25 protein-coding genes are annotated in these 25,527 nt (G+C 60.1%); 10 read left to right on the top strand and 15 right to left on the bottom strand.

The window, feature by feature from the left end; translation table 11 throughout:
• Positions 1-192: 192 nt before the first annotated feature.
• Entirely contained in the window at positions 193-1,092 is a 900-nt protein-coding gene (locus tag ABIE32_RS01820; RefSeq protein ID WP_224150852.1) for a LysR family transcriptional regulator, read from the bottom strand.
• A 19-nt stretch (positions 1,093-1,111) separates the two neighbouring features.
• Complete coding sequence (locus ABIE32_RS01815) at positions 1,112-1,690, bottom strand: cob(I)yrinic acid a,c-diamide adenosyltransferase (protein WP_377779528.1); 579 nt, start codon at positions 1,688-1,690, stop codon at positions 1,112-1,114.
• Between the two features lie 154 nt (positions 1,691-1,844).
• Here ABIE32_RS01815 and ABIE32_RS01810 point away from each other — a divergent pair, with 154 nt between their 5' ends.
• Both ABIE32_RS01810 and ABIE32_RS01805 read left to right on the top strand, forming a co-directional pair.
• Positions 1,845-2,072, top strand: coding sequence for a hypothetical protein (locus ABIE32_RS01810; protein WP_224150850.1), 228 nt, complete (start codon positions 1,845-1,847; stop codon positions 2,070-2,072).
• Between the two features lie 122 nt (positions 2,073-2,194).
• Entirely contained in the window at positions 2,195-3,619 is a 1,425-nt protein-coding gene (locus ABIE32_RS01805; protein WP_429013281.1) for an FAD-binding oxidoreductase, read from the top strand.
• An 89-nt stretch (positions 3,620-3,708) separates the two neighbouring features.
• Here ABIE32_RS01805 and ABIE32_RS01800 read toward each other — a convergent pair whose 3' ends face one another.
• A complete protein-coding gene (locus ABIE32_RS01800) occupies positions 3,709-4,998 on the bottom strand; it encodes an MFS transporter (RefSeq protein ID WP_224150848.1) in 1,290 nt (429 codons plus the stop codon).
• An 80-nt stretch (positions 4,999-5,078) separates the two neighbouring features.
• On the opposite strand from ABIE32_RS01800, the gene ABIE32_RS01795 reads away from it, so the two are divergent.
• Both ABIE32_RS01795 and ABIE32_RS01790 read left to right on the top strand, forming a co-directional pair.
• On the top strand, positions 5,079-5,990 hold the full coding sequence (locus ABIE32_RS01795) for an AraC family transcriptional regulator (protein WP_429013277.1): 912 nt from the start codon (positions 5,079-5,081) through the stop codon (positions 5,988-5,990).
• A gap of 135 nt (positions 5,991-6,125) precedes the next feature.
• A complete protein-coding gene (locus tag ABIE32_RS01790) occupies positions 6,126-6,740 on the top strand; it encodes a flavin reductase family protein (RefSeq protein ID WP_429013275.1) in 615 nt (204 codons plus the stop codon).
• 57 nt (positions 6,741-6,797) lie between these two features.
• Here the strand turns inward: ABIE32_RS01790 and ABIE32_RS01785 are convergent, their stop codons facing one another.
• The 8 genes from ABIE32_RS01785 to mnmG all read right to left on the bottom strand — a co-directional run bounded on the left by ABIE32_RS01785 (position 6,798) and on the right by mnmG (position 14,811).
• On the bottom strand, positions 6,798-7,427 hold the full coding sequence (locus ABIE32_RS01785) for an N-acetyltransferase (RefSeq protein ID WP_377779534.1): 630 nt from the start codon (positions 7,425-7,427) through the stop codon (positions 6,798-6,800).
• 264 nt (positions 7,428-7,691) lie between these two features.
• Entirely contained in the window at positions 7,692-8,732 is a 1,041-nt protein-coding gene (locus ABIE32_RS01780) for a peptidoglycan-binding protein (RefSeq protein WP_395025688.1), read from the bottom strand.
• A gap of 217 nt (positions 8,733-8,949) precedes the next feature.
• Entirely contained in the window at positions 8,950-9,867 is a 918-nt protein-coding gene (locus ABIE32_RS01775) for a ParB/RepB/Spo0J family partition protein (RefSeq protein WP_224150843.1), read from the bottom strand.
• 8 nt (positions 9,868-9,875) lie between these two features.
• The gene (locus ABIE32_RS01770; RefSeq protein ID WP_429013271.1) at positions 9,876-10,439 is read right to left on the bottom strand and encodes an RBBP9/YdeN family alpha/beta hydrolase; all 564 of its coding nucleotides are present in this window, start codon (positions 10,437-10,439) and stop codon (positions 9,876-9,878) included.
• A 182-nt stretch (positions 10,440-10,621) separates the two neighbouring features.
• The gene (locus tag ABIE32_RS01765; RefSeq protein WP_224150841.1) at positions 10,622-11,395 is read right to left on the bottom strand and encodes a ParA family protein; all 774 of its coding nucleotides are present in this window, start codon (positions 11,393-11,395) and stop codon (positions 10,622-10,624) included.
• A gap of 23 nt (positions 11,396-11,418) precedes the next feature.
• Positions 11,419-12,033, bottom strand: coding sequence for a LysE family translocator (locus ABIE32_RS01760; RefSeq protein ID WP_429013268.1), 615 nt, complete (start codon positions 12,031-12,033; stop codon positions 11,419-11,421).
• 136 nt (positions 12,034-12,169) lie between these two features.
• Positions 12,170-12,832: a 16S rRNA (guanine(527)-N(7))-methyltransferase RsmG gene (rsmG, locus tag ABIE32_RS01755; RefSeq protein WP_429013265.1), complete on the bottom strand. Its 663-nt coding sequence runs from the start codon at positions 12,830-12,832 to the stop codon at positions 12,170-12,172.
• Positions 12,829-14,811 carry a tRNA uridine-5-carboxymethylaminomethyl(34) synthesis enzyme MnmG gene (mnmG, locus tag ABIE32_RS01750; protein WP_429013262.1) on the bottom strand — a complete coding sequence of 661 codons (1,983 nt, stop codon included), beginning with the start codon at positions 14,809-14,811 and terminating at the stop codon, positions 12,829-12,831. The genes rsmG and mnmG overlap by 4 nt, the downstream gene beginning before the upstream one ends.
• 241 nt (positions 14,812-15,052) lie before the next feature.
• Between mnmG and gstA the strand changes: the two genes are divergently transcribed.
• The 3 genes from gstA (at position 15,053) to cueR (ending at position 16,518) form a co-directional block, all read left to right on the top strand.
• Entirely contained in the window at positions 15,053-15,655 is a 603-nt protein-coding gene (gene gstA, locus ABIE32_RS01745) for a glutathione transferase GstA (protein WP_429013260.1), read from the top strand.
• A 171-nt stretch (positions 15,656-15,826) separates the two neighbouring features.
• Positions 15,827-16,021, top strand: coding sequence for a heavy-metal-associated domain-containing protein (locus tag ABIE32_RS01740; RefSeq protein ID WP_429013257.1), 195 nt, complete (start codon positions 15,827-15,829; stop codon positions 16,019-16,021).
• 2 nt (positions 16,022-16,023) lie between these two features.
• Positions 16,024-16,518 carry a Cu(I)-responsive transcriptional regulator gene (gene cueR / locus ABIE32_RS01735; protein WP_429013254.1) on the top strand — a complete coding sequence of 165 codons (495 nt, stop codon included), beginning with the start codon at positions 16,024-16,026 and terminating at the stop codon, positions 16,516-16,518.
• Between the two features lie 142 nt (positions 16,519-16,660).
• Here the strand turns inward: cueR and ABIE32_RS01730 are convergent, their stop codons facing one another.
• Entirely contained in the window at positions 16,661-17,776 is a 1,116-nt protein-coding gene (locus ABIE32_RS01730) for a recombination-associated protein RdgC (RefSeq protein ID WP_429013251.1), read from the bottom strand.
• A 372-nt stretch (positions 17,777-18,148) separates the two neighbouring features.
• Here ABIE32_RS01730 and ABIE32_RS01725 point away from each other — a divergent pair, with 372 nt between their 5' ends.
• Both ABIE32_RS01725 and ABIE32_RS01720 read left to right on the top strand, forming a co-directional pair.
• Positions 18,149-18,709 carry a Spy/CpxP family protein refolding chaperone gene (locus ABIE32_RS01725; protein WP_429013249.1) on the top strand — a complete coding sequence of 187 codons (561 nt, stop codon included), beginning with the start codon at positions 18,149-18,151 and terminating at the stop codon, positions 18,707-18,709.
• A 279-nt stretch (positions 18,710-18,988) separates the two neighbouring features.
• Complete coding sequence (locus ABIE32_RS01720; protein WP_224150831.1) at positions 18,989-19,468, top strand: acyloxyacyl hydrolase; 480 nt, start codon at positions 18,989-18,991, stop codon at positions 19,466-19,468.
• 3,169 nt (positions 19,469-22,637) lie between these two features.
• Here the strand turns inward: ABIE32_RS01720 and ABIE32_RS01715 are convergent.
• The 3 genes from ABIE32_RS01715 to ABIE32_RS01705 form a co-directional block, all read right to left on the bottom strand.
• Positions 22,638-23,000: an HPF/RaiA family ribosome-associated protein gene (locus tag ABIE32_RS01715; protein WP_224150830.1), complete on the bottom strand. Its 363-nt coding sequence runs from the start codon at positions 22,998-23,000 to the stop codon at positions 22,638-22,640.
• A 170-nt stretch (positions 23,001-23,170) separates the two neighbouring features.
• Complete coding sequence (locus tag ABIE32_RS01710; protein WP_429013245.1) at positions 23,171-23,764, bottom strand: GNAT family N-acetyltransferase; 594 nt, start codon at positions 23,762-23,764, stop codon at positions 23,171-23,173.
• Between the two features lie 109 nt (positions 23,765-23,873).
• The gene (locus ABIE32_RS01705) at positions 23,874-24,344 is read right to left on the bottom strand and encodes an FKBP-type peptidyl-prolyl cis-trans isomerase (protein ID WP_429013242.1); all 471 of its coding nucleotides are present in this window, start codon (positions 24,342-24,344) and stop codon (positions 23,874-23,876) included.
• A gap of 285 nt (positions 24,345-24,629) precedes the next feature.
• Between ABIE32_RS01705 and ABIE32_RS01700 the strand changes: the two genes are divergently transcribed.
• Positions 24,630-25,418 (top strand): 3-hydroxybutyrate dehydrogenase, encoded by a 789-nt coding sequence (locus ABIE32_RS01700; protein ID WP_429013239.1) that lies wholly within the window; start codon positions 24,630-24,632, stop codon positions 25,416-25,418.
• Positions 25,419-25,527: the final 109 nt, after the last annotated feature.

The following is a 25,527-nucleotide window of genomic DNA, read 5'->3' as shown; positions in this document are numbered from 1 at the left end:
CCTGTTCAAGGCAGCTGAGCAATCCCTCCTTATGCACATCGCCAACAAGCAGGTTGGGCTAAAGGTATGCCCTGCACAAACAATGCTTCCCCAAACGGAGGGAGGAGGCGCGGGCCGCGCACGCCATCCATCTTATCGCAAGGATTGCAGAGACTTTGAACCAGTTCTGAGAACAACCAGTGCAGCTCCTGGCTAGCGCTGCGCCGCCAGCACCTTCTGCATTTCGCGCGTGATGGCTTTGACCAGCAGCGAATGCGGCTGCGCGGCCGCGCGGATGGCATTGACCGGCACCTGCAACTCGGGGGCCAGCGGCAGCACTTCCACCTTGCTCCGGTCGGCCGACAAGGCCGTGCAGCCATCCACCATCGCCACGCCCAAACCATGGTGGGCCATGGCCAGGGCCGTGTGGTAGGTCTGCACCGTCACAAAATGGTTCTGGCCTGCGCCTGATTCGCGGCCCAGCTGGTTCAGCAGCATACCCACAGGATCCTGCGCATCCAGGCAGATGAGGGGCACGCCCGCCAGATCTTCCTGCGACAGAGTGCCCGCGCGCAGCTTGAACGGGGGCAGCATGCCCTTGGGCACGATGCACATCATGGGCACGCGGGCCAGGTTTTCCTGCAGCAAGGTGGGCTGCTGCACATTGCTCAGTACAAAACCCACATCGGCTTCCTGCATCATGAGCGCCGACACGATCTGCGGAGAGTGCAGCGACTGCAGGGTGACAGTGACATTGGGGTGTTTCTGCTTGAACTGCGCCAGTGCGCGTGGCAACACTTCGTGGCTGAGCGCCAGCACGCTGGCAATGCGCAACTCATCAGTGGCACGGCCCTTGCGCAGGCTGTCTGCCAGGCGCTGTACGTCTTCAAGCTGGGCAAACAGCTTTTCCATGTGGGGCAGCAGGGCCAGCGCTTCACTGGTCGGTGCAAGGCGCCCCTTGCTGCGCTGAAAGAGCGCAAAGCCCAGCTGCAGCTCTGCATGCTGCAAGGTGCGGCTGACAGCGGGCTGCGAGATGTTGATGAGCCGCGCGGCCGCGCTCACGCTGCCCGTATGCATCACCGCATTGAACACTTCGATATGGCGCAACCGCATTGCTCAGCCCTTCACCACGTCACTGGCCGGCATCTTCGGCCTGCATGCGCGCGAGGCGCTCGCTCTTCCAGTACACATCGTCACCGCCATCCACGCGGTTGAGCACCCGCGCCAGAACGAACAGCAGATCGGACAGGCGGTTGAGGTACTGGCGCGGCGCAGGGCGCATGGCCTCTGCTTCCTGCAGGGCCACCACCATGCGCTCTGCACGGCGTGCAACAGTGCGGCACACATGGGCCTGCGATGCCGCGCGCGTACCTGCGGGCAGGATGAACTCGGCCAGCCGGGGAAGCTGCGCGTTGTAGCGTGCGAGCGCATCGTCCAACTGCAGCAGGGCATCGTCCTTGAGCAATTCGTAGCCGGGCATCGACAGCTCGCCCCCCAGGTTGAACAACTGGTGCTGGATATCAATCAGCAGCTCGCGCACATCCGAAGGCAGTGGCTCGCACAGCAGCAGGCCGATGTGCGAATTGAGTTCGTCCACATCCCCCATCGCGTGAGGCCGGCCGCTGGCCTTGGAGACGCGGCTGTTGTCGCCGAGGCCAGTGGTGCCATCATCACCGGTTCTGGTCGCAATCTGGGAGAGTCGGTTGCCCATTGGTAATCCTTGTGAAGCTTGTGTACTGGGGCCTATTTTCTGTTACCTGCCTCCCGTAATTTGTAGCGGAAGCAACAGCAAGCAAAAATGATAGCGCTTGGCAGTCATATGGGGTGCAATAGGCCCCATGTCTGAATCCTATAAGGAGGTGCAGATGCCTGCAAAATTTTTCACCCATCCCTTTGATGCCCGCAGCGTGATGCTGTTTGCATCCATCGCCGTGACATCGGCCATGGCCCACGCCCAGCCTGCGACAGGCAGCGCAGCGCAACGCCTGACTCAAGGCGCCAGCGCGCACCGTATTGTCCAGGCCGAACGCAACCTGAGCGCCAGCGACCCTCGCCGCCACCAGGTGCGCCAGCCGGTCAAAAAGAACATGTAACGCCCTTTTCCTCTCTCCGGACTCTCCCCCTCCCCGCCTCGGCGGGTTTTTTTTGGCTTCGCGCAGCAGACAGCGCTGGTACAGATGCGGTGCTATTCTGAAGTTCAGCCTGGAGACTCCTCATGAATGCACCTGTATCCACCCACCAGTTGCAGGCCGAACTGCGGTCTGTTCCCGACGCCTTCCTGCAAAAACTCGCAGCCCGCTTTGGCGCGCAGTGCTCCACCTCACAGGCCGTGCGTGAACAGCATGGCCGCGACGAAGGCTCCATTGCTGCGCCGCCACCCGCCGCCGTGGTGTTTGCCGAATCCGCCGAGGATGTGCAGGATGCCGTGCGGCTGTGCGCCGAATACAGCGTGCCGGTGATTGCCTATGGCGCGGGCTCGTCGCTGGAAGGCCACCTGCTGGCCGTGCAGGGCGGCATCACGCTGGATGTGAGCCGCATGAACCAGGTGCTTTCCGTCAATACCGAAGACCTGACCATCACCGTGCAGCCGGGCATCACGCGCAAGGCACTCAATGAGGCGATCAAGGACACCGGTTTCTTCTTTCCCATCGACCCCGGCGCCGATGCGTCGATCGGCGGCATGGCCTCCACCCGCGCCAGCGGCACCAATGCCGTGCGTTATGGCACCATGCGCGAAAACGTGCTGGCACTGGAGGTGGTGACCGCCAGTGGCGAGCGCATTCGCACCGGCAACCGGGCCAAGAAGAGCGCGGCGGGCTACGACCTGACACGCCTGCTGGTGGGCAGCGAGGGCACGCTGGGCATCTTTACCGAGATCACGCTGCGCATCTACCCGCTGCCCGAAGCGGTGAGCGCTGCCATCTGTTCCTTCCCCAGCATCGAGGCCGCCGTTCGCACCGTGATCCAGACCATCCAGATGGGTGTTCCCATCGCCCGCGTGGAGCTGATCGATGTGAACGCCATCCGCATGGTCAATGCCTACAGCAAGCTCAGCCTGCGCGAGGAGCCCATGCTGCTGATGGAATTCCACGGATCGCCTACCGGCGTGAAGGAGCAGGCCGAGATGGTGCAGGACATCGCCAGCGAGTTTGGCGGCAATGCCTTTGAGTGGGCCGAGCGCCCCGAGGACCGTACCCGCCTGTTTACCGCGCGCCACAACGCCTACTTTGCCGCCGTGGCGAGCGTACCCGGCTGCCGCTGCATCACCACCGATGCGTGCGTGCCCATCAGCCGCCTGGCCGATGCGCTGCTCGACTGCGTGAACGAGGCCGACGCCAGCGGGATTCCCTACTTCCTGGTGGGCCATGTGGGCGACGGCAACTTTCACTTCGGCTACCTGATCGACCCCGACAATGACATCCAGCGCCAGCAGGCCGAGCAGTTGAACCACCAGCTTGTGGAGCGCGCCATCGCCCTGGGTGGTACCTGCACCGGTGAGCATGGCATCGGCATCCACAAGCAAGGCTTTCTCGCGGAAGAAGCAGGTGACGGCGGGGTGGCCATGATGCGAGCCATCAAGCAGGCACTGGACCCGAAGAACATTCTGAACCCGGGCAAGATCTTTCAGTTGGCCGTGTAGCGCGCCGCACCAAAGACAAAGCCCGCGAGCCATGCTGCGCGGGCTTTGTTGGTGAGGAGCTGCAATTGCGCCCCTCGGCCATGGCTCCATCAGGCCGGCTTGGCAGCCCCCAGCTGCGCCTTGCGCGCCGCCACGCCTGCACCCACAAAGCCGGCAGAGACCACGCTGAGCACCATGCCCACTGCAGCCCCATAGAACACGCCTGCGTTCATGTGGTGATCGAGCATGTAGCCAAACACCGGTGCGGCCAGGCAGAAACCCAGATCCAGCCCCGAATACACCATGCCGTACACCCGGCCCGTGGCACCGGGCGGTGCTGCGCGCTTGACCAGCATGTCGCGCGACGGGCCTGCCAGGCCGGTTCCCACACCCGCCAGCGCCGCCACGCCCAGCGCTGCATAGCCGGGCAACCACCCAGTGGCCACCAGCGCCAGCAGCCCACCGGAGAACAGCAGGCAGGCGGAAATCGTTTTCTCCAGGCGCTCCACCCGGCCGACCAGAAAGCCCCCCACCACCATGCCCGCCGCGCCAAACAGCATGTACCCCGTCACCACATAGGCGGTGATGCTGGCGGGCAGGCCATACAGTTGCTGCAATGCCGGGCTGGCAAAGGACTGGATGGCGCTCATGGCGCAGGTGGTCCAGAAGAAGAACGAGAAGCACAGCCACACCGATGGCAGCTTCAGGAAAGCCAGCGGGTGCTCCAGCGCTGCAGATGCGGTAGCCGCCTTTGCCGGGCCATTGGCGGCGCCCGCTACCGTCACGCGGTCGTCCAGCGCATCGCGGTTGATGACCATGATGGCCAGAATGATGGCTGCCAGCGCAGCGCCGCACAGGCAGGCCAGGCGCCACGAACCGGTGGCCGAGGTGATACCCGCCATGAACACCGGTGCAGCCGCCCACCCCAGGTTGCCCGACAGGCCATGCACCGAGAAACCATGGCCCAGACGCTGTGGCGACAGGCGCTTGTTGAGGATGGTGAAATCCACCGGATGGAAAGGCGCATTGCCCAGACCCGCAAAGACGGCGGCCAGCATCAGCTGCACATAGCTGTGCGCCGTGCCCGCAATCACCCCGGCCACGGCAAAGCTGCCGAGCGCCGCAAAGAGGATGGGACGGGCACCGAAGCGATCCACCACAAAGCCCGCCAGGGCCTGACCAACGCCGGAGACGATGAAGAACACCGACACCAGCACGCTCAGCTCCGAGTAGCTGAAGCCGAAATCCTGGATCAGCCACGGAAACAGCGGCGGCAGCAACAGATGAAAGAAGTGGGACGAGCCATGGGCAAGGCCGATGAGACCGATGGTGCGGCTGTCCTGGCGCAGGCTGCCGATCTGGTCGGCACCAGCAGCGGAGGCATTGGTATTCGTTGTCATACCCGGCATGGTAGCCAAAGCCATGCCGTCTTGTATGCGATAGCAAGCCAATTACTATCGCCAACATGCCAAGCCAAGCCATGCCCTCCTCGCGCCGCCGCGCCAGCGGGCCGCGAATCACCGCGGTGCCAGCGGTATCTCTGGCCACCGGCGCGCGCGCCTGGGAGTACGTGGATTCGCTCACCCCGCATCTGTTCGTGCCCACACCACAGCGGCCTGTGCGCGCCAAGCAGCGGGTGCTGCAGCGCGATACGCAGGTGCTGCCGCACCACCACCAGTGGGCGCAGCTGGCGGTATCCACCACCGGAACCCTGCATCTGCGCGTGCCCCACGCCACCTTTGTGGTGCCGCCCGGGCGGGCGCTGTGGATTCCGCCCCAGGTGGAGCACGCCGTCACCATGGTGGAGACGGCCGAGCTGCGCACGCTCTACATCTACCAGGCACCAGGCCAGTGCGGGCCCATTGCAGACGATGCGTCCAGTGCACGTTGGCAGCGCTGCCGCGTGCTCGAAGTATCGGATCTGCTGCAGGCGCTGGTGCGTGACCTGTCCACGAACTCAGACGCAGGCGAGCCGCCCACCCTGGCGCAGTTGGCACGCGAGCGCCATGTCAGCGCCCTGCTGCTCGATGAGCTGGGGCGCGCCACGCAGCTGGACCTGCGCATCGACATGCCGCGCGACAAACGCCTGCACACCCTGTGCCAGACCGTTCTGCAGGACCCGCTGGCGCACGACAGCCTGCAGGCATTTGCCCGCAACAGCGGCGCCAGCCTGCGCACCGTGGCGCGCCTCTTTCGGCAGGAGCTGGGTTGTACCTACCAGCAATGGCGCCAGCAGGTGATTCTGGCCAAGGCTGTGCAACTGGGCGCCAGTGGCCTGGCCATGGGGCAGATTGCCGTGGAACTGGGATACACGCCCAGCGCCTTCAGTGCCATGGTGCAACGCGCCGTCGGCCTGCCGCCCGCGCGTTTTCTGGGCATGCAACGCCGCTGATGGCCGCGCAAGTACTTGTGCAGGTTGGCTGTAGAAATACCCTGCTGCGTTATCCTGCCTGCAGAATTTATGGAATAACCGGCCCTTTGCGCTCATCCATATTGCGCAGACAGCTCTATTTTTTATAGCAAAACCATGCCACTCCACAGCTACGATCCTCGCCTGGGCCACCGCCTGCCGCACGACCCTTTCAACGCGATTGTCGGCCCGCGCCCGATTGGCTGGATCTCCAGCCTGAGCAGCACTGGCGTGCGCAATCTGGCGCCTTACAGCTTTTTCAACGCGTTCAACTATGTTCCGCCCATCGTCGGCTTTGCCAGCATTGGCCGCAAGGACACCCTGGCCAACATCGAAGCCACACGCGAATTCGTCTGGAACCTGGCGAGCGAGCCGCTGGCCGTGCCCATGAACCAGAGCTGCGCCGCCGTGGCACCAGAGGTCGACGAGTTTGAACTGGCGGGGCTTGCGGCCGAGTCTTCCGTCAAGGTGAGGCCACCGCGCGTGCAGGCCAGCCCGGTGACCATGGAGTGCCGCTGCACGCAGATCATCCAGCTGCAGGGCGCCGATGGCGTGCAGGTACCCACCTGGCTGGTGTTGGGCGAGGTAGTGATGGTGCATATCGACGAGCGGCTGCTAAAGGATGGCATCTACCAGACGGCCGCAGGCCAGCCCCTGCTGCGCGGCGGCGGGCCGGGCGACTATTTCACGATCAGCGAAGCAGGCAAGCGGGTGATGATGCGGCCACGCTGATGCGCCTCCCACCGGTACTGCTTCGGCATGCATGGCGCGCCTGAAGGCGCATCGAATTCAGTCGATCTGCATGCGTGCAGCAGCGGCAAAACTGCCCAGGCTCCAGCCCTTGCCCAGCAGGAACATGCGGGTGTTCAGGTGGTTCAGCACCTGCGGTTCGACGCTGTTGCCCAGATACCGCATTTTCTTGTCGGTGATATCGACATACCCGAGCCGGTAATCGCGCGCCAGCTTATGCCACAGCGCGTGGGCGCCAGGCGACTGGCGGGCACCGGTGACGAGGCACAGCCCTGCATCCAGGGCCCAGCGGTAGATGCACGATGCCAGGCCCTTGCGCTGGTAGGCCACATCGAATTTGGAATGGGGGCCGCGAATGATCCGGTCGGCGCGCTTGTCCAGCTCGATCAGGCGGTTGAACACGGTGAAACCTGCAATGCGGTGCGCCTGCAGGTCTTCAACGTAGACGTAAAACTCACCATCGGCCGCGCGGTAGCGGATGGCGAAACGGGGATCGGACAGCGGAATTTCAGCAATCCCGTGCAGGCAATCACCCGGGGTGTTGATGCGATCATGGATGGAGGCGCATTCGCCTTCCAGTTGCTTGGGTGGAATCGGGCTCACATCGATGCGCAATTCCACCGGCCGGTACAGCCAGGATGCCCAGAAGGGCGGCATAGCGGTCAGCATGGCTCTCTCTCCTTGTGCGCGGCCTGTGTCTGGCCGCTCCAATGACAAAGCCATTGAGAGTAGCCCAGTGCACAATTCGCACGCAAAGGGTGCGAGATTGCTGCTGCTACCCTCTCCCCACTCTCCCACCATTCCATGCCTCACCAAGCGCTCCAGAAGTTGCTTGGTGCGCCTCAGCGTCCAAATGCCCCCCTAGGCAGCCCAGACGTGAAAAAACCCGCCTGAGCGGGTTTTGGAGGCCTGTGCCTGCAGGCGCGGAAAATGTTATTCCGACAGTTGACGCATCGTGGCCTGATCCAGGCGGCCGGTCACGGGCAGACCCTGGTCCTGCTGGAAGGTGCGCAGTGCATTCTGCGTACGCGGGCCTGCGGAGCCATCGGGCGTGCCCACATCAAAGCCCAATTCGTTCAAACGCTGCTGGGCTTGCTTCATGGTCATGCGCACATTGGTCTTGGCGCCGGGGGCCGACGTCTGGCTGGGCGCTGCCGAGCCGTCCACCGACAGGCGGCCGCCGCCGCCCAGGCCCTGACCCTTGACAGCCTGTGCCTTGTAGTTGCGCAGCGCGCGCACCATCTGGTTGTAGGCGTCGACAAACGCGGCCGACACCACCTTGCCTTGCGAGGTGTTGGAGTAACCGCCGATGCTGGCGCCCGCCGAGCCACCGAACAGGGTGCCAAAGCCACCCCAGTCGGTGTTGCTGGCGTTGCCGGTGGAGGACGACACCTGCACGCCCGAGCGGTTGTCCACCAGGGTCAACATGGCCGAGGCCTCGCGCGTCTTGCTGTTGGCGGCAACGCCACCCAGGGCGCTGCCACCACGGCCACCCAGAATACCGCCCAGGGCAGCACCAAAGCCACCTGCGTTGTCCTCGCTGAAGGTCACTTCAGGCGTCAGGCCGTAGTCCGAAGCCACCACCTGGCCCTTGCCGAAGTTGCTGCCCTTGCGCATTTCGCCGTTGTCCATCATGGCACGCTCGCGGTTCATCGCGTTCATACCGGCAGCGCTGCGCTCCACCACCACGAAGCAGTTCGATTGCTGGATCAGCACACGCAGCAGATTGGCGGTGGGAGGCAGACGGTATTCGTTGCGCAGGATGGTGTACCAGCCCGCTTGCTGGTTCTCCACCAGCGAGACAGTGCCCACGGGAGAGTCGCACTTTTCCAACTGGCTGTTCTCGCCCTGGCTGCTGCCGCCTGCGGCGCCACCGGTCACGGTGTTGTTGGTGCCACCGCCCAGCTTCATGCCCGTGGATTCGCAGCCTGCCAATGCCAATACGGCCAGTGCCGCCAATGCCAGTTTCTTCATGTGTAGCTCCCGCAAGTTTTCAATTACTTTTACAAAGAAACCCAGGAGCACTGCCTGGGTTCAAACCACCACTATCGGTCCGATAAACGCCGTCAATTGTAGAAAATCCCTCGCCGAATGGCATCAAGATTTGCTCTCGATCAGGGTGGCAACGGCGCGTAAATTGCGACAAAATGTTGCAAAGACAAACAATTTTGCAAATTACGCAGAGCCAGAATTATCCGCGTAATTTATCAATTAATCCATTAAGGGCATCGAGCGAGCCGAACTGGATCACGAGTTCCCCCATCTCCTCCACCTTGCCGGCACGTTTGACGCGCTTTTTCACGCGCACCTCCACCTCTGCCATCAATAGGTCGGAGAGCTCTTCTTCCACACGCTTCAAATCGCGCGATTTGGCTGGTTTGGCCTTGACCGGGGTTTCGCCCGAGAACTCTGCGCTCACCTTTTTGACCAGACTCTCAGCCTCGCGCACACTCAGCTTGCGCGCATTGATCTGGTTGGCTGCAGTGATCTGCGCGGCACGGTCCAGCACCAGCAGGGCGCGGGCATGGCCCATGTCCAGGTCACCAGCCATCAGCATGGTCTGCACCGGCTCGGCCAGATTCAAGAGGCGCAGCAGGTTGGATGCAGCCGAACGCGAGCGGCCAACGGCTTGCGCGGCCTGCTCATGCGTCATGTTGAATTCGCCCACCAGGCGCGAGAGGCCTTGTGCTTCTTCCAGCGGATTGAGGTCTTCGCGCTGGATGTTTTCAATCAGTGCCATGGCAGCGGCTGCCTCGTCAGGCACTTCGCGCACCAGCACCGGCACCTCAGCGAGGCCTGCAATGCGCGCCGCACGAAAGCGCCGCTCGCCAGCAATGATTTCGTACTTGCCCGCATGCTCGCCCTGCGTGAGCCTGCGCACCAGAATCGGCTGCATGATGCCCTGGGCCTTGATGCTTTCGGCCAGCTCGTACAGCGCCCCTTCATCCATGCGCGTGCGCGGCTGGTAGATGCCGGGCACCATGTCTTCCAGCGCGAGCTGGTGGGGGTTGTGGCCCTTGTCTTCTGTGGTCTGCGGCGCTGCTTCCACCTTGGGGCCGAGCAATGCTTCGAGGCCGCGTCCCAGGCCCTTGGGTTTTTTGGTTGCCATGGTTTTGTTCACCTTTGGTTTTTGGCTGCCGCAACGGCGCTCAGTTCGGCCAGCAGGCCTTGCCCCAGTGGCCAGTTGCCCAGCCCGGATTCCGCGTTGATGTGGCCGCAGTTGCCCTGGTCCACCCAGCGGGCACCCCAGCTGTCTGCCAGCAGCCTGGAGCGCTCTGCGCTGCAGTACGGATCGTTCTGGCTGCCCACCAGGATGGAGGGGAACGGCAGCCTTTGCAGTGCAATGGGCGACCAGCCGGGAATCAACTCGGCCAGATCCGGCCGCTCCACATCACCAGGCGCCACCAGCAGTGCGCCACGCACCTTGTGCGCCGCCTGCGGCGAATGCGCGGCCCACCAAGCGGTCAGAATGCAGCCCAGGCTGTGCGCCACCAGCACCACGGGCTCTGGCGCATCCACGATCACTTCCTGCAGCCGTGCCGTCCAATCCCCGCGCTTGGGGCGCATCCAATCGTGCTGCTGTACGCGTTCGTAGCCAAATTCTTCTTCCCACACGGTTTGCCAGTGGCCCGGGCCGCTGTTTTGCCAGCCTGGCAGCAGTTTGACGGACAAGGATTGCATACTCTCTTTTTTATAGCTATCAGCGCTTTACAGATATACGCTACAGGCCAATTTCTTTCAAAATATCAAGCGCTTATTGTGCCTGATTGTCTGCCCGCTGCAATGCGCCGCCACACTTGCCAACAAAAAGGCCTCCCATGCGATGCATGTGGAGGCCCGCTTCCCTGGCAAGCAGGGCTGGCTCATTTCATCGATTTGATGCGCTTGACCATCTCTTTGGCAAACTCGACGAATGCCTTGCTGCCCTTGGCAGACGGGTCAAATACCACACCGGGCAGGCCATAGCTGGGTGCCTCGGCCAGGCGCACATTGCGCGGAATGACGGTGTCGAACACCTTGTCGCCAAAATGGTCCTTGAGCTGGTCGCTCACCTGCTGCTGCAAGGTGATGCGCGGATCAAACATCACGCGCAGCAGGCCGATGATCTCCAGATCCTTGTTGAGGTTGGCATGCACCTGCTTGATGGTGTTGACCAGATCGGTCAGGCCTTCGAGCGCGAAGTACTCGCACTGCATCGGAACGATCACGCCATGGGCCGAGCACAGGCCGTTCAGGGTCAGCATCGACAGGCTGGGCGGGCAATCGATCAGCACGAAATCAAAGTCACCATTGGCGGCGTCAAGCGCAGCCTTCAGGCGCTTTTCACGGCGCTCCAGCTCCACCAATTCCACCTCGGCACCTGACAGCTCACGGTTGGCTCCCAGCACCCAGTAGCCGCACTTGTCTGAGTACACGGCCGCTTCCTTGATGGTGTTCGACTCCAGCAGCACATCGTAGACCGAGGTTTCGAGTGCGCGCTTGTCAATGCCCGAACCCATGGTGGCATTGCCCTGCGGATCGAGATCCACCAGCAGCACCCGCTGCTTCACCTTGGCCAGGCCTGCAGCCAGATTGACTGCCGTGGTCGTCTTGCCCACGCCGCCCTTCTGGTTGGCGATACAAAAGATTTTTGCCATGAAAGTTCGCTTCAATCCAATACTTACTTGGTGAGGGCCAGCTTCAGGCCGAAACCAATCAAAAACACACCGGCGGTCTTCTCCAGCCATTTGACGACCGACGGATTGGCGCGCAAACGTTCGGCCAGGGTCTTGGTGATCAGCACAACGATCGTGCAGTACACCAGACTGATCACCGCCACCGTCGCCGCCATCAGGGCAAACGTCGGAATGCCGCGATGCGTTGCCGGATCGACAAACAGCGGAAAGAACGCCATGTAAAAAACAATGGCCTTGGGATTCATCAAGGTGATGAGGAAGCCTTGCTTGAAATAGTGGCGCGGCTCAATCCTGATGACCGGCTGATCGCCTGGCTTGGCGGTGATCAGCTTGTAGCCGATCCATGCCAGGTAGACCGCCCCTATCCATTGCACGGCCTGGAAAGCCGCAGGGTAGGCCGTCATCACTGCAGCCACACCGGCCACTGCCAGCCACATCAGCACCTGATCGGCGGCCATGCAGCCCAGGCATACGGCCATCCCAGCCCAGACTCCACCCTTGCCGGTGGAGGTGATCAGCGCCAGATTGCCCGGTCCCGGAATCATCAAGAAAAGGATTACGGCCACCACGAATGCACCGTAGTCGGAAATGCCAAACATATCCCACCTGCTGCGATGAAACCCTGAGTGTAAACGACACCCCCGCCTTCCAGCCAGCAAAAGCGCGCCGTTACGGCCCGAAACGTCAGCAAAAAGCCCCGAAACCGGGGCCTTGTTCACATTGGTTTTCAGCGGCTTATGCAGCAGCTGGCGTTTTCTGCATCCATACAATGCAGCGTTCGGCATCGAGTCCCGGCACCACGAGTGGCTCGATCTGCAGCACCTGCACACCGGCAGGCAGCAATGTCAGTTCATCATCGGGACGCTTGGCCTTCATGGCCAGCCAGATGCCGGAAGCCTTCAAGGTCTGCTGCGACCAGGCCGTGAAATCCTGCAGCGCAGCAAAGGCACGGCAGCTGACCACGTCGTACTGCTGCGCCAGGTTCTCGACCCGCGACTGGATACCGCGCAGATTGCGCAGCCGAAGATTGGCTGCCACCTGCTGAATGAAAGCGACCTTCTTGCCCACGGTGTCCACACAGCTCACATCGAGCTGTGGCAGGCAGATTGCAAACACCACGGCCGGCAATCCACCACCCGAGCCTACATCCAGCAGCTTGGGTTCCACCAATGCCTTGCCTGCCAGATAACGCTGCAAGGGCACAACGGCTGCCAGGCTGTCGAGCAAATGGTGGGTCAGCATCTCCTGCGGATCACGCACCGAGGTCAAGTTGTAGACCTTGTTCCATTTCTGCAGCAAGTCCAGAAAAGCCATCAGCAGCCCGATCTGGCCATCATCCAGCGCCAATCCCAGCTGCAGCACTCCGTCACGCAGCTTGTTTTCCAATGCCGCGCTCATGCGATGCTTGCCTCTTCGGTTGCTGAGAATCCTTTGAAGCCGCCCTTCTTCAAGTGCACCATCAACAGAGAAATGGCGGCAGGCGTGACACCGGAAATACGCGATGCCTGACCCAGTGTTTCGGGCCGGTGTGTCTGAAGCTTCTGGCGCACTTCAAAAGACAAAGCCGTCACCTGCATATAGTCCAGTTCAGCCGGGAGGCGCAGTTTTTCGTAGTGGGCCGCACGTTCCACCTCGTCCTTTTGGCGATCGATATAGCCTGAGTACTTGGCACCAATCTCCACCTGCTCCACCACAGAGTCCCCGAGATCGCCCAGTGTTTCACGTGAAACAGCGTCCGAGCGGTAGGCGCCTTCGTTCATGCTCATCAACGTGGCGTAATCCACCCCTGGGCGGCGGAGCAGGTCAAACAGGTTGTATTCACGTTCCATGGCCTTGCCCAGTACACGCTCTGCTTCTTGGGCAGCCACGATGCGCGGATTCACCCAAGTGGCTTTCAGGCGCTCTGTTTCACGTGAAACAGCATCACGCTTGCGACTGAAGACATCCCAACGCGCGTCATCTATCAGGCCCATCTTGCGACCCACTTCGGTCAGGCGCATATCGGCATTGTCTTCACGCAACTGCAGGCGGAACTCCGCGCGGCTGGTGAACATGCGGTAGGGCTCGGTCACGCCCTTGGTGATCAGATCGTCCACCAGAACACCCAGATACGCCTCATCGCGCCCCGGCATCCAGGGGCCTTCGCCCCGGCATTGCAGGGCAGCATTCAGGCCCGCAAACAGGCCCTGGGCCGCCGCCTCTTCATAGCCCGTCGTACCGTTGATCTGTCCGGCAAAGAACAGGCCCTGGATCTGTTTGGTCTCGAAGCTGCTCTTGAGCGAGCGTGGATCGAAGTAGTCGTATTCAATGGCGTAGCCGGGACGCAGGATGTGGGCGTTCTCCAAGCCTTTCATCGAGCGCACCAGTTCGTACTGAATATCGAACGGCAAGCTGGTAGAGATGCCGTTGGGGTAGAACTCGTGGGTGGTCAGGCCTTCGGGCTCCAGGAAGATCTGGTGGCTTTCCTTGTCGGCAAAGCGGTTGATCTTGTCTTCCACACTGGGGCAGTAGCGCGGGCCTACGCCTTCGATCTTTCCCGTGAACATGGGGCTGCGGTCAAAGCCGCTGCGGATGATCTCGTGGGTGCGTGCATTGGTGTGCGTGATCCAGCACGGAACCTGGCGTGGGTGCATGGCGGTGTTGCCCATGAAGCTGAACACTGGCACATGGCCCTCGTTCACACCACCGGGCATGCCGTCACCAGGTTGCTCCTCGCACTGGCTGAAATCAATGCTGCGGCCGTCGATACGCGGCGGCGTGCCGGTCTTCAGGCGTCCTTGCGGCAGCTTCAGTTCCTTGAGGCGACCAGACAGGCTGACTGCTGGCGGGTCTCCCGCGCGGCCAGCTGCATAGTTGTTCAGTCCCACATGGATCTTGCCGTCGAGGAAGGTTCCGGCCGTCAACACCACCGTGCGGCTGCGAAAACGGATGCCGACCTGGGTGACGGCGCCGACCACGCGGTCGCCCTCCACCATCAAGTCATCCACCGCCTGCTGAAACAGCCACAGGTTGGGCTGGTTCTCCAACACCTCGCGAATGGCGGCCTTGTAGAGAATGCGGTCTGCCTGGGCACGCGTGGCCCGCACGGCGGGCCCCTTGGAGCTATTGAGCGTACGGAACTGGATTCCACCCTTGTCGGTAGCCAATGCCATGGAGCCGCCCAGCGCATCCACTTCCTTGACCAGGTGACCCTTGCCAATACCGCCAATGGAGGGGTTGCAGCTCATCTGCCCCAGGGTTTCGATATTGTGGGACAGCAGCAGCGTCTTGCAACCCATGCGTGCAGCAGCCAGCGCAGCTTCGGTGCCGGCATGACCGCCGCCAACGACGATGACATCAAATTCTTGCGGATAGATATAAGAGGGGGTCTGGCTCATACAGCCTCATTTCAGGGCTCGCAAAGCATGCGCTTTGCCAGTTTCATGCCCTTCTGCAGCCCTTGGGCAAAAGCGGCGAATATGCGGGGATTGGCTTGGTATTTTAATGACTTGAGGGTTTTCACGCTTCGGGCCGTGTTATTGCTGTTTCACGTGAAACAGTGCCGATGAACCCGGCCTGCAAAGCTTTATGAAACACGCTAGCATCATTTGGCTTTTTACCCTGTACAGGAGAATGTAGATGAAGCTGTATTTCTCTCCCGGCGCCTGCTCGCTGTCGCCCCACATCGCATTGCTGGAATCCGGCCTGCCCTTCACCCTGGAGTTGGCCAGCACCAAAACGCACCAGCTCAAGGACGGCACCGATTTCTACACCATCAACCCCTTGGGTTATGTGCCGGTGCTGGAACTGGACAACGGCCAGCGGCTGCGCGAAGGCCCTGCCATCGTGCAATACATTGCCGATCAGGCGCCAGCCTCCAAGCTCGCACCTGCCAACGGTACCTGGGAGCGCTACCAGTTGCAGGAATGGCTGACCTTCATCGGCACGGAGATCCACAAGACCTTCTCGCCCCTCTTCAACCCCAACATGCCGGATACCGCCAAGGAACTGTTCTGTGCGCAGATCCTCAAGCGCCTGACGTGGGTGGATTCGCAGCTCGCCGGCAAGGACTATCTGACGGGTGCCCAGTTCACTGTGGCCGATGGTTATCTGTTTACGGTGTGCGGCTGGACCAAGTTCGTAGGCGTCGATGTTTCGGGCCTGGCCAATCTCGGCAAGTTCCTGGAACGTGTGGGTGCCCGCCCATCCGTGCAAAAGGCGATTGCCGACGAAAAGCAATAACTGCTTTTCTTCCACCCATCACAAGGCCTGTTTCACGTGAAACAGGCTTTTTTTCTTGGGCGGGCAGCCTTGTTTCTGACCTCCATCAAAAAGATGCCCCCACGCTTGACCTTCACATCGTGTTAACTTTCAACATAAGCACATCAACAACTTCCACTGAAAGGAAACACCATGCAAAACACCTTCCACGTACAGGGCATGACCTGCGGCCACTGCGAGCGTTCCGTGACCAATGCGGTCAAGCAACTGGACGCCGATGCCAAGGTGCAGATCGACCGTGCCCAGGGCAAGGTGGTCGTGGATTCCGTGCAGCCCGCCAATTCCATCGCAGCAGCCATCGCTGCTGAAGGCTACCAGGTGCAATGAACATGGCTCACAGCAGCGCAGCGCCACTGGCATCTGGTTTGCGCAAGGCAACCGGTGCCGCATCGATTGCATGGCCCGTGTCCATCAGCAAGGCTGCGCAGCTGGCAGGTATTTCTGCCCGTATGGCGCGGCACTACGAATCGTTGAACCTGCTGCCCCATGTGGGCCGCACCGACAGCGGCTACCGGCTCTACAGCGAAGCAGATGTGCATACGCTGCGCTTCATTCGCCGCAGTCGCGATCTGGGTTTTTCCATGGAGGAGATCGAAACCCTGCTGAACCTGTGGAACGACAAGCAGCGCGCCAGCAGCTCCGTCAAGGAGATTGCGCAGAAGCACATCGAAGTGCTCAGCGAACGGATTGCTGCCATGCAGTCCATGCAGCGATCGCTGCAACAGCTGGTGCACAGTTGCCATGGTGATCACCGACCCGACTGCCCGATCCTGGACAATCTGGCCGATCCCGCCACTGACGGTAGCTCCGGCTGCTGCCATTGAAAGCACTGTCTGCGCTCATAAAAAAAGAGCATCCATCGTGATGCTCTTTTTCTTTTCTTTGGCAGACAACCAGGGAAATGTCACTCCCTCTTCGCCAGGTGCTCACACCAGGGCCTGCAGCGTGCAGGAGTGGCCCAGGGAATCAGAACGGCGCAGTGGCCGGGTCTTCATCGACCGGCGCCTGCCTCGGCCCTGTATGGGCACCACCACTGGCTGCACGGCGCGCAAAATCGTTGCCAGACGCATTATTGGTCTGCGTGGCACCTGCACCCTGGCCTGCCGCCTTTTCAGCCGCTGTAGCGCTGTTTACGCCGCCTGCCGGGCCTTTGGCATCTCCCCGGTCACCTCGATCAGGCAACTGGCCCAGCTCGGTACGGCCTTCTCCGCCCAGCGCCTGGATCAGGTCGGGAATCAGCTGGCTGAACTCGCCCGTGGCAATCGCCACATCGGCGTCAAAGCCCGCATCGTCCTGGCCCTGGCCTTCCATCACCACATCCAGCAAGGCCACCTTCTTGAGTTGCAGGCCTTCGGTCAGCACAAAGCTCACGCGGTCATCCCAGGTCATGGCCAGCTTGGTGGGCATCTTTCCCTGGTCGATGTGCTCGCGGATCTCGTCGATATCGAGTGGATGACGCGCATAGCGCACCACGGCCTTGGATTCATCGGCGCTCTTGAGTTCGCACTCACGGTCGATGCTGAAGCCTGCTGGCGCATCATGGCTGTGCAACCAGCCTGCCATGGCCGCCTGCGGGCTGGTCTGCGTATCGATCAGAGCCACTGCAAAGCCAGGTGACGCCTCCACCAGCATGGTCACCACCTCATCCGCCCTGCCCTGGCTGCCGGTATCCAGCACCAATAGACGCGCTTGCGGATCGATCCAGACCCACAGGCCGCCCTGCTTGGTGAAGGCCATGGGCAGCAGGTCGAGCTTGCATTCGTCCTTGAGTTCCTGCTTTTCCTTCTTGCCTGGCTTGCGGCCTTCCTTGGCCTCGATCTGGGCCAGCTTGTCACCCAGCTTGCGGTTGAGCACGCTGGCGGGCAGCATCTTGCTCTCGCTCATCAGTCGCATGATCCATTGGCCGCCTACGGATTCGACCATGGCACCGTTGTCCTCGCCGCGCGGAGGCACCCAGCCCACGGATTTTTCCTGCGTCGCGCCGCACTCTTCAAACTGCTGCTTGGCCAGCGCTTCATCCAGCTGGGTCCAGTCCGGCTGCCAGGCTTCGGAGATGCGGTAGAAGATCATGTTCTTGAACATGCAATTCCTTTGTTCGGGAGACTGACCGCCTGCAGGCGCCAGCCTTGAAAAACACAAGCGGCCATCACCAGCCGCATTCATCTGCCACCCATTGTGCCGCGAATCCGACAGGCTCCGGCCTGCGTGCGTGGGTGTGGCTCCGGGAAGCATTGCTAAGCGGCTCAATTGCTATGTTTTTTGATGCATTACCGCCCACCTGACGGGCGCTATCGGCCATTTTTACTGAAACTCAGCGGTGCTGAGACATCAAACAAATTGGCAATTCTTTACACAGCCATACCAAGCAGGCACGGCACTCTTACATCTGCACGGGACACTGCATCCATCGCAGTGGCGCCGCCACCGCCCTTCCCAACAAGAAAGGAAACCACCATGTCCCTCCTGCAACGCAGCGCCATCGTGACCGCTATGTTTGCCGCCTTGTCGGTACCCGCGTTCGCGCAACCCTCCCCTGCCGATGCACCAGCGGCCACCACCGCCCAGGCTGCACCCCATGGAAAGCACCACCGCCCCGACCCACAGGCCCGCAAAGCGCGCATGGAGCAGCGCATGCAGGCGCTCAAAACCGCGCTCAAGCTCAACGCCAGCCAGGAAGGCGCGTGGAACAGCTACGTGGCAGCCTTGCAGCCCCCCATGCATGGAGAGCGCCCCGCCCATCCGGACCGCAAGGCCTTTGCCGCTATGACGACCCCCGAGCGCATCGACGCCATGCAGGCCATGCACGCCAAACGCCAGGCAGCGATGGACCAGCGCCACCAGGCCACCAAGACTTTCTATGCCGCACTGACGCCCGAGCAGCAAAAGACATTTGATGCCGAAACGCTGAAGATGCATGACCGCCATGGCCCTGGTGGCAAAGGCCAGCACGAGCGGCGTGGCCATCGTCAAGGTGCAAATGCAGAACAGACTGTTCCAGCAACCGACAGCAAATAGAACCACACCCTCTTCCTCTGCGCTGCCAGCCAACAGGCACGGGCCTGCGCAGGCACTGGAACGCCCTCTCGCCCCACGGCCGGAGGGCGTTTTTCTGCGCCTTCCATCTGCGCCTGTTGCCTGGCTCGTACACCGCCGCCAACACACAGCTTCCACTGACAGGCAGCTCGCTTGACAGCATGTAACATCAACGTCATGTCATATCGAACCTTGATCTCTGTTATGGGTGCATGCGCCCTTTTCGGTGCCAGTGCAGCAGCGCATGCGCAGTTTGCTGACATGCGCCAAAGCCCAACCCTCTACCTGCAAGGTGGCCTGGCCGAGAGCAATGGACGCTCCGTGACCGTTGGCTCCACCATTCCCATGCAATGGCGCACCTACTGGTGGGGCAACGCGGTCACGGCCCACTGGGATCTGAGCGTGGGCATGTGGAATGCCGAACGCGACAACCAGGCTGGCCGGCGCAACATCGCTGTCCTTGGCCTCACGCCCGTTCTGCGATTCCACAGCAAAAGCCAGTATCCCTGGTTCGTGGAAGCAGGCATTGGTGGCTATGTTTCCAACCACCTCTACGAGAATCGCGACAAGCGGTTCTCCACGGCGTTCAACTTCGGCTCGCATCTGGGCCTGGGCTATTTCACCGGCATGAAGCGTGAAAACGAATGGATGCTGCGCATCGAGCACTTCTCCAATGCTTCAATCAAACGGCCCAACCCTGGAGAAAACTTCATACAGCTGCGCTATGCGCGCCATTTCTAGGCACAAGGCCCCTGCCCTCAAACCCTTCTCTCAAAACATGCCGCCAGCACTGCCTGGCGGTTTTTTTATCCGCAATCCTTTGGGCATGCAGGCTCACGCCTCTTTGCCACCTAAGAACGTGTTTACGAGCGCCTCGCGCTGCAACAGTGGGTTGGAGTGAAATCGAGCGATCTCTTCTCACTCACCCTTGCTTGCACCCTGCTGCAATCGCCTCCGCAACCCTCGGCACCCCATCCCAGGGGGACGACCTTCCCAGGCCCTGCAAAGCGGCCTGAAGGGCCCATAGGCGTATGCCAGAGCCTTGTCTGGCCCGTCGTGCCTCCGCATGCTCCGCTCCAATGCAGGTGCCGTCGTGAATACCTTCCAAGCAGTGCATGGGCTGGGCATCGCATATACCGCCTCTTCCCCCTTATTGCCAGCGAAAGCCTTGTACACGGACACATTGAACAGACCCGAAAGCCCGCAGGAGGGCGTCCGGCCTTTCGGCCGAACCGGAGCATAGGCACATCCTATGCGTGAATGTGCATGTTTGCACAACTGCAGCACGGTGACCAGTACCTACAGCGCATGAACACAGACATGGTTTTCCACAGAAATGGGAATGCCTGCCAGTGCAGTGGATGAAACCAGGGTGCTGACTGCTGTGTGGTTCCGTCTTCCATGGATTCACGAAGCAGCGAGATCTGTATTTCTCTTCTGCATTGTGAAATTTTCCGCATCTTGAAATCTTGCCAAACTGCTTTTTTGTTTTTCTTTTAAGAGGTTTAAAAGAATAGTAGGTAGTAGTAGAAGGCGCTTCTTTTTGTGGATAACTTGCAATTCGCATTTTTTCTCAATGGCTTCCGTTTTCTTCAACCCTGTGTGTGGGTCACTGCTGCTGCTGTCACTCCAAAGTGGATAAGTAGCCTGGAAGCTCCGCCTCTGTGAATAAGTTATTGTGGACCATATGGTTACCCACAGATAGCGCCAGCGATGCGGTGAAGTATAACCTTATGATATTTCGTGAAAATTTATTGAGCAGCAGATCTATTGCTTAATTATTAATCAATTGAAGCTACGTTTCGACAAGGAGTGAGTGCATGCTTCGCTTTCCGCAGCAGATATTCCACGGCGGCCATGAGAGTTATCCACAAAAGAAATGGCTTAAAAAATGAGGCATGCCTGTGCATAAATCCATTTTTCTATAAAAATCAAATAGATAAGAATAAATAGGCATGTGCGCTGGCCCGCCAGGTACAAGGGATAGGCCGGGACAACAATGTGCAGTCTCTCATTGGTGTGGGCAATCTCTCTGCAGAGGGAACTTATGCACAGAAATATTCACAACAGAACAGAAGACTACGCGCGCACGTGTCTTCCTTGGTGAGGACGAGGGAGGAGGGCGCCGGATCTCTTGTTTCGATGGGTGGAAAGCTGCACTGCATCCTTTGCAAGAAGGATCCGGAGCAAGTCTTCAAAGGAATTTGGTGTGGCTTGACCTGGCCGAATGCGGCTTGTGTACCAGGTGCTGCAGAGGGCTCTCGCCTGTCCCCGGGGTTGGCGCCTTTGGGGGAAGTGGAGCGGACTTCGACGAGGCCGTCGGCCTTCAGTTGCACGAACCTGCCACCTGGTTATTCGTAAGTATCTGTATGGCGCGTGGAACGGGATGCGGCCATGAGGAGCCACGCTGGTGACTCCTGCTATCGCCTCTCATCCGCCCATCGGTGCGCAGCTTCTCGTCATTGGGCGATTTCCCATTTCGCAACGAAACGCTGCACAAGTCAGGGCCATCGGTATTCGCTGACTGCGCAGGAAAGTGTGCTTGCGCTCTCTCTTATCGCCGCCTTTTTTCAAAATCGGCAATTCAGCTTCGAGCCTGGAAAGGCGTTTTTTTGAAAATAGAATTCAAAAAAATTGAATCAGAGTGGAAGTCATATGCAATTCTGGATGAACAGATTGGAACCACGGGCAGCCACTGAATGCTTAAAAAACAAGCATTTTTTACCAGTGGATGGGCCTGATTCATGCACAATTTATACCATGGCTGTCAGTGGATAACTTTCATTCCACAAAAAATGCCAAAGGGAAGCGTCCGATCCAATTCAATTTTATTCACAATGAAACCACAAGGGTCCTCAAATGAAGTTTGGCAATCTTACAGAAGTTATGTAGAGGTTATCAACAAAAAATGAGCAGATACAACAGCTACATCGTTTATGCACAATTTTCTAATTTGCTATGTGAATAAGCGGTAGAACATCCTTCCGGCATGCAATGAGCCTATGTTTTCAACAGCGTACTTCGAAATTTTTTAGTTAAACCAATGATATACAAAGATATCAACAAAAAAATATGATAAGCATGATGGTCGATATGGCACATCATGTTATGCACATGCTGTTGAGTTTAAAAGAAAATTTCAGTGGATAAAAACTCTATCAACGGCAATGGGGAAATGAAAAAATTCTAGACAAAGTCGAAAAATAGGCAGTATTTGGCAGTATTTAAGAGGTTTTTGATGGAAATTATAGTATTTTTGCATCTGTTGATAACATTGATGAAATCTAACGTTTGTGCGTCGGTATGTTGATAAGTTGATAACTTGTTATTAAATAGAGGTTTTTCGCAAAGAAGCGGCGATGCCTTGCCCCTGGCGCGTTGACGAGCCATTTCCGGGACGCGTGGCCTCCGTGAGCGGCAGGCGGATGCCGTTGCCCATAGAGACTTGTGGATACATGTTTTGATGGCTCGGATGGACATGAACGCTGATCGGCTGAAGAAGCACCAGCGCATGTGATCTGCGGGGCCTGACCGTGTGGAACGGTGTTTATCGGCGCAGCGGGCTGGCCACCGGAGACCGGGCCGCTTCACGGCACAGGCATAGGGCGCAATGGAGAGCAGGGCAGAGGGTTCGTAAAAACGCTTGCCCTGTCAGTGAAAGGATCAGAACTGAGGGCTATCTGGTACGGGTGCAGGGTGGCATCGCTCTTCAGTGCCTGCAGGAAGCGCCGCAAGTCCCTGGGGGGCAGGTTCTGTCCTTGTCATGGGCGTTTGCATGTAGGCCGCCCATGAAGAAACCCAGTGGTGGTGGCGCAGTGGTTGCTGTCTGAAGCAGCTTTGCGAGCCTATGGGCAATAAAAAAGCACCGCTGGGCGGTGCTTTTGCTGGAAGCTGAATGGAGAGGCTGGAATCAGGCTTCGCTGTCCAGTTCATTGCCGGAGCGGATGGTGTCGCGGTTGCTCTTGTCGCGCATCTTGGCGATGTCGGTGTCCAGCGCGCGGTGCAATTTTTCAAGGGCAGCGTTGAATGCTTCCGCCACTTTCTCGGCTTCGGCGTTCACAGCCAGGGGCTGGCGGCCAGTGGCACGGGTTTCCATCACGCAGCGCTTGCCTTTGCCGCCGTCTTTCAGTGCATCCACATCGGTCAGGTAGACCTCGACGCGTGTCACATATTCGCGAAAGCGTGAGAGCTTGTCCTGTACTTCGGTCTGCGCCCATTGCGCCAGGGATTCACCGCCTTGGACATTGTCGCCAGCGTGCACTTGAACTTGCATAGATGTGCTCCTTTCTCGAACCTGCCGGGCCCCCGCCCGGCCATTGCAACGGGGTGGCGCAATGGCGATGCATTGCTACACCAGGTTGCGTACCATCGTAGCGCGCAAATGTGGAGCGTTGACCGTATACCCCGGCTTATCGGTAAAAGCCCTGAGAAATATCAATCGTCCTACAGGGGCGCTGGAGGCGCTTGGCGCTCGGCCGGCTCGCCAAAATGTGCCGCACGCAGTCGATAGAGCACATGGGGGCGCAGGGGATGGCCCGCAGGCAGGGCAGGGTGGTCAAAATCGCCAGCGCTGTCGCGTTCCATTCCCAGGCGCTGCATCACCGCCTGTGACGGGGTGTTGGTTTGCGTGGTGAAGGCGACGATTTCGGCCAGTTGCAGCGGGCCAAAGCCGACGGTGAGAGCCGCCCGCGCGGCTTCCGTGGCAAAACCCTGGTGCCAGGCGTGCTGTACAAGACGCCAGGCGATTTCCACACAGGGCGAAAACGGCAGATCGGGCTGTGGCACATGCAGGCCCACCAAGCCGATGAACTGCTGGTCGGCCAGACGCTCCACCGCCCATATGCCCCAGCCGCGTTCGGCGATCAGTGCCTCGCATTTGTCTGCCATGGCATCGCTTTGCGTGCGCGTCAGCGGGGCCGGAAAATAGCGCATCACTTCCGGGTCGGCGACCATGGCAGCGAATGCATCGCGGTCCTGCGCACGCCACTGGCGCAGCTGCAGGCGGGCGGTGCGGGGTTCGATCAGTGCAGTTGACATGGTTTTGCTATCCAAAAAAGAGCGGCTGGTGCACAAAGGATGTGCGCCAGCCGCTTGTTTGCTTCAGGTGGAGGGGCGCCCGCACCGGATGTCAGCGCCCCCGAGGGCTTCAATGGTGGTGGCCGTGCGCGCCATGCACGTGGCGATGGGCAATTTCTTCTGCGCTGGCGGCGCGCACATCGATCACCTTGCCGCTGAAGCGCAGCGCAAGCCCTGCCAACGGGTGGTTGCCATCCAGGTGCACCTCGGGGCCCTTGATCTTCTTGACGTAATAGACCTGGGGTTCGCCCTTGTCGTTGGCGCCCTGCAACTGGCCGCCCACCTTCACTCCGGGCGGGAACTCGGCCTTGGGAATGGCACGTACCAGGCTTTCGTCGCGGGCGCCGAAGGCGTCTTCCACGGCCAGATTGACGGTGGTGCTGAAGCCTGCGGACTGGCCTTCAAAAGCAGCTTCCACCTTGGGGAAGATGTTTTCATAGCCGCCGTGCAGGTAGGCCAGGTTGCCGCTGTCGAGCGGCTTGCCCTTGTCGTCGGTCACTTTGTACTGGATGGTGACGGCGCTGTCTTTGGTGATGTTCATGGTGGTGTCATGCAATCTGGCAAAAGTGCAAGTGTAGAGGCTGGTGCGAAGCCTTGCACAACGCATTGCCGCGCCGCTGGCGTCTGCGAACCAGGGCGGCGGTCGCCATCCTGATTTTGAAGCGCAGCAGATTGGCTGATAAAGCGATGGCGGTCTCAACTGCCCATCCGCTGCAAGTCCGGCTCTGTGTACTTGTGCAAATGGCCTGTGCTCCTACGACAGGTGCACCCAGGCCGGCGCAGCATGGCCCGGCGATATCTGTTTTCTATCGAAAGGACATGAACAATGGCTCAGCAACTCGCAGGCAAGGTGGCTTATGTGACAGGCGCCGCCAGTGGCATTGGCAAGGCAATTGCCGATCTGTATGCACAGGAAGGTGCCAAGGTGGTGATTGCAGATCTGAAGCAGGAAGCGGCCGATGCCGCGGCCCAGGATATCCAAAGCAGGGGCGGCACGGCAATGGGCGTGGCTGTGGATGTGACGCAGGAGGCGCAAGTCGACGCCTCGGTGGAGGCGGCGGTCCGGGCCTATGGCGGCATCGACATCCTGGTCAGCAATGCAGGGATCCAGATCGTCAAGCCGGTGCAGGATTTTTCGCTGGGCGAATGGCAGAAGATGCTGGCGATCCAGCTGGATGGCGCCTTCCTCACCACGCGCGCCTGCATCAAGCATATGTATGCACAGGGGCGGGGCGGCAGCATCATCTACACCGGTTCGGTGCATTCCAAGGAGGCCTCGCGGCTGAAAGCACCGTATGTCACGGCCAAGCACGGGCTCGAAGGTCTGGCCAAGGTGGTGGCGAAAGAGGGCGGGCCGCAGGGTGTGCGGGCCAACGTCATCTGCCCGGGCTATGTGCGCACGCCCCTGGTGGACAAGCAGATTCCGGAGCAGGCCAGGGAGCTGGGAATTTCCGAAGAGGAAGTGATCAAGAACGTGATGCTGAAGGAGACGGTGGACGGTGAGTTCACCACGCTGGACGATGTGGCGCGCGTGGCGCTGTTTTTTGCAGCCTTCCCGACCAATGCGCTGACCGGCCAGTCGATGGTGGTGAGCCACGGCTGGTTCATGCAGTAACACGGCAAATGGCTGGATCGCAACAGGGCGCAAAGCGCCCTGTTTTCCCTGCCTCCATGTGTTGATGCGTGGGCCGCTTCGGGGCCCGCAGCGGTGGGGCTGCCAAAGA

The organism is Comamonas sp. 4034, from assembly GCF_050434545.1.
GTDB lineage: Bacteria > Pseudomonadota > Gammaproteobacteria > Burkholderiales > Burkholderiaceae_C > Comamonas > Comamonas odontotermitis.
The sequence above is the reverse complement of the archived record's forward strand: the minus strand, read 5'-3'. Positions and strand labels throughout refer to the sequence as shown.

Coding starts and splice junctions, on each gene's coding strand:
- ABIE32_RS01820 (WP_224150852.1), bottom strand. CDS start 1,092: ATGCGGTTGCGCCATATCGAAGTGTTCAATGCGGTGATGCATACGGGC.
- ABIE32_RS01785 (WP_377779534.1), bottom strand. CDS start 7,427: ATGCTGACCGCTATGCCGCCCTTCTGGGCATCCTGGCTGTACCGGCCG.
- ABIE32_RS01805 (WP_429013281.1), top strand. CDS start 2,195: ATGAATGCACCTGTATCCACCCACCAGTTGCAGGCCGAACTGCGGTCT.
- ABIE32_RS01710 (WP_429013245.1), bottom strand. CDS start 23,764: ATGTCAACTGCACTGATCGAACCCCGCACCGCCCGCCTGCAGCTGCGC.
- ABIE32_RS01765 (WP_224150841.1), bottom strand. CDS start 11,395: ATGGCAAAAATCTTTTGTATCGCCAACCAGAAGGGCGGCGTGGGCAAG.
- mnmG (WP_429013262.1), bottom strand. CDS start 14,811: ATGAGCCAGACCCCCTCTTATATCTATCCGCAAGAATTTGATGTCATC.
- ABIE32_RS01725 (WP_429013249.1), top strand. CDS start 18,149: ATGTCCCTCCTGCAACGCAGCGCCATCGTGACCGCTATGTTTGCCGCC.
- ABIE32_RS01770 (WP_429013271.1), bottom strand. CDS start 10,439: ATGCAATCCTTGTCCGTCAAACTGCTGCCAGGCTGGCAAAACAGCGGC.
- ABIE32_RS01740 (WP_429013257.1), top strand. CDS start 15,827: ATGCAAAACACCTTCCACGTACAGGGCATGACCTGCGGCCACTGCGAG.
- ABIE32_RS01760 (WP_429013268.1), bottom strand. CDS start 12,033: ATGTTTGGCATTTCCGACTACGGTGCATTCGTGGTGGCCGTAATCCTT.
- ABIE32_RS01705 (WP_429013242.1), bottom strand. CDS start 24,344: ATGAACATCACCAAAGACAGCGCCGTCACCATCCAGTACAAAGTGACC.
- rsmG (WP_429013265.1), bottom strand. CDS start 12,832: ATGAGCGCGGCATTGGAAAACAAGCTGCGTGACGGAGTGCTGCAGCTG.
- ABIE32_RS01780 (WP_395025688.1), bottom strand. CDS start 8,732: ATGAAGAAACTGGCATTGGCGGCACTGGCCGTATTGGCATTGGCAGGC.
- ABIE32_RS01795 (WP_429013277.1), top strand. CDS start 5,079: ATGCCCTCCTCGCGCCGCCGCGCCAGCGGGCCGCGAATCACCGCGGTG.
- ABIE32_RS01715 (WP_224150830.1), bottom strand. CDS start 23,000: ATGCAAGTTCAAGTGCACGCTGGCGACAATGTCCAAGGCGGTGAATCC.
- ABIE32_RS01730 (WP_429013251.1), bottom strand. CDS start 17,776: ATGTTCAAGAACATGATCTTCTACCGCATCTCCGAAGCCTGGCAGCCG.
- ABIE32_RS01815 (WP_377779528.1), bottom strand. CDS start 1,690: ATGGGCAACCGACTCTCCCAGATTGCGACCAGAACCGGTGATGATGGC.
- ABIE32_RS01790 (WP_429013275.1), top strand. CDS start 6,126: ATGCCACTCCACAGCTACGATCCTCGCCTGGGCCACCGCCTGCCGCAC.
- gstA (WP_429013260.1), top strand. CDS start 15,053: ATGAAGCTGTATTTCTCTCCCGGCGCCTGCTCGCTGTCGCCCCACATC.
- ABIE32_RS01700 (WP_429013239.1), top strand. CDS start 24,630: ATGGCTCAGCAACTCGCAGGCAAGGTGGCTTATGTGACAGGCGCCGCC.
- ABIE32_RS01775 (WP_224150843.1), bottom strand. CDS start 9,867: ATGGCAACCAAAAAACCCAAGGGCCTGGGACGCGGCCTCGAAGCATTG.
- cueR (WP_429013254.1), top strand. CDS start 16,024: ATGGCTCACAGCAGCGCAGCGCCACTGGCATCTGGTTTGCGCAAGGCA.
- ABIE32_RS01810 (WP_224150850.1), top strand. CDS start 1,845: ATGCCTGCAAAATTTTTCACCCATCCCTTTGATGCCCGCAGCGTGATG.
- ABIE32_RS01800 (WP_224150848.1), bottom strand. CDS start 4,998: ATGACAACGAATACCAATGCCTCCGCTGCTGGTGCCGACCAGATCGGC.
- ABIE32_RS01720 (WP_224150831.1), top strand. CDS start 18,989: ATGCGCCAAAGCCCAACCCTCTACCTGCAAGGTGGCCTGGCCGAGAGC.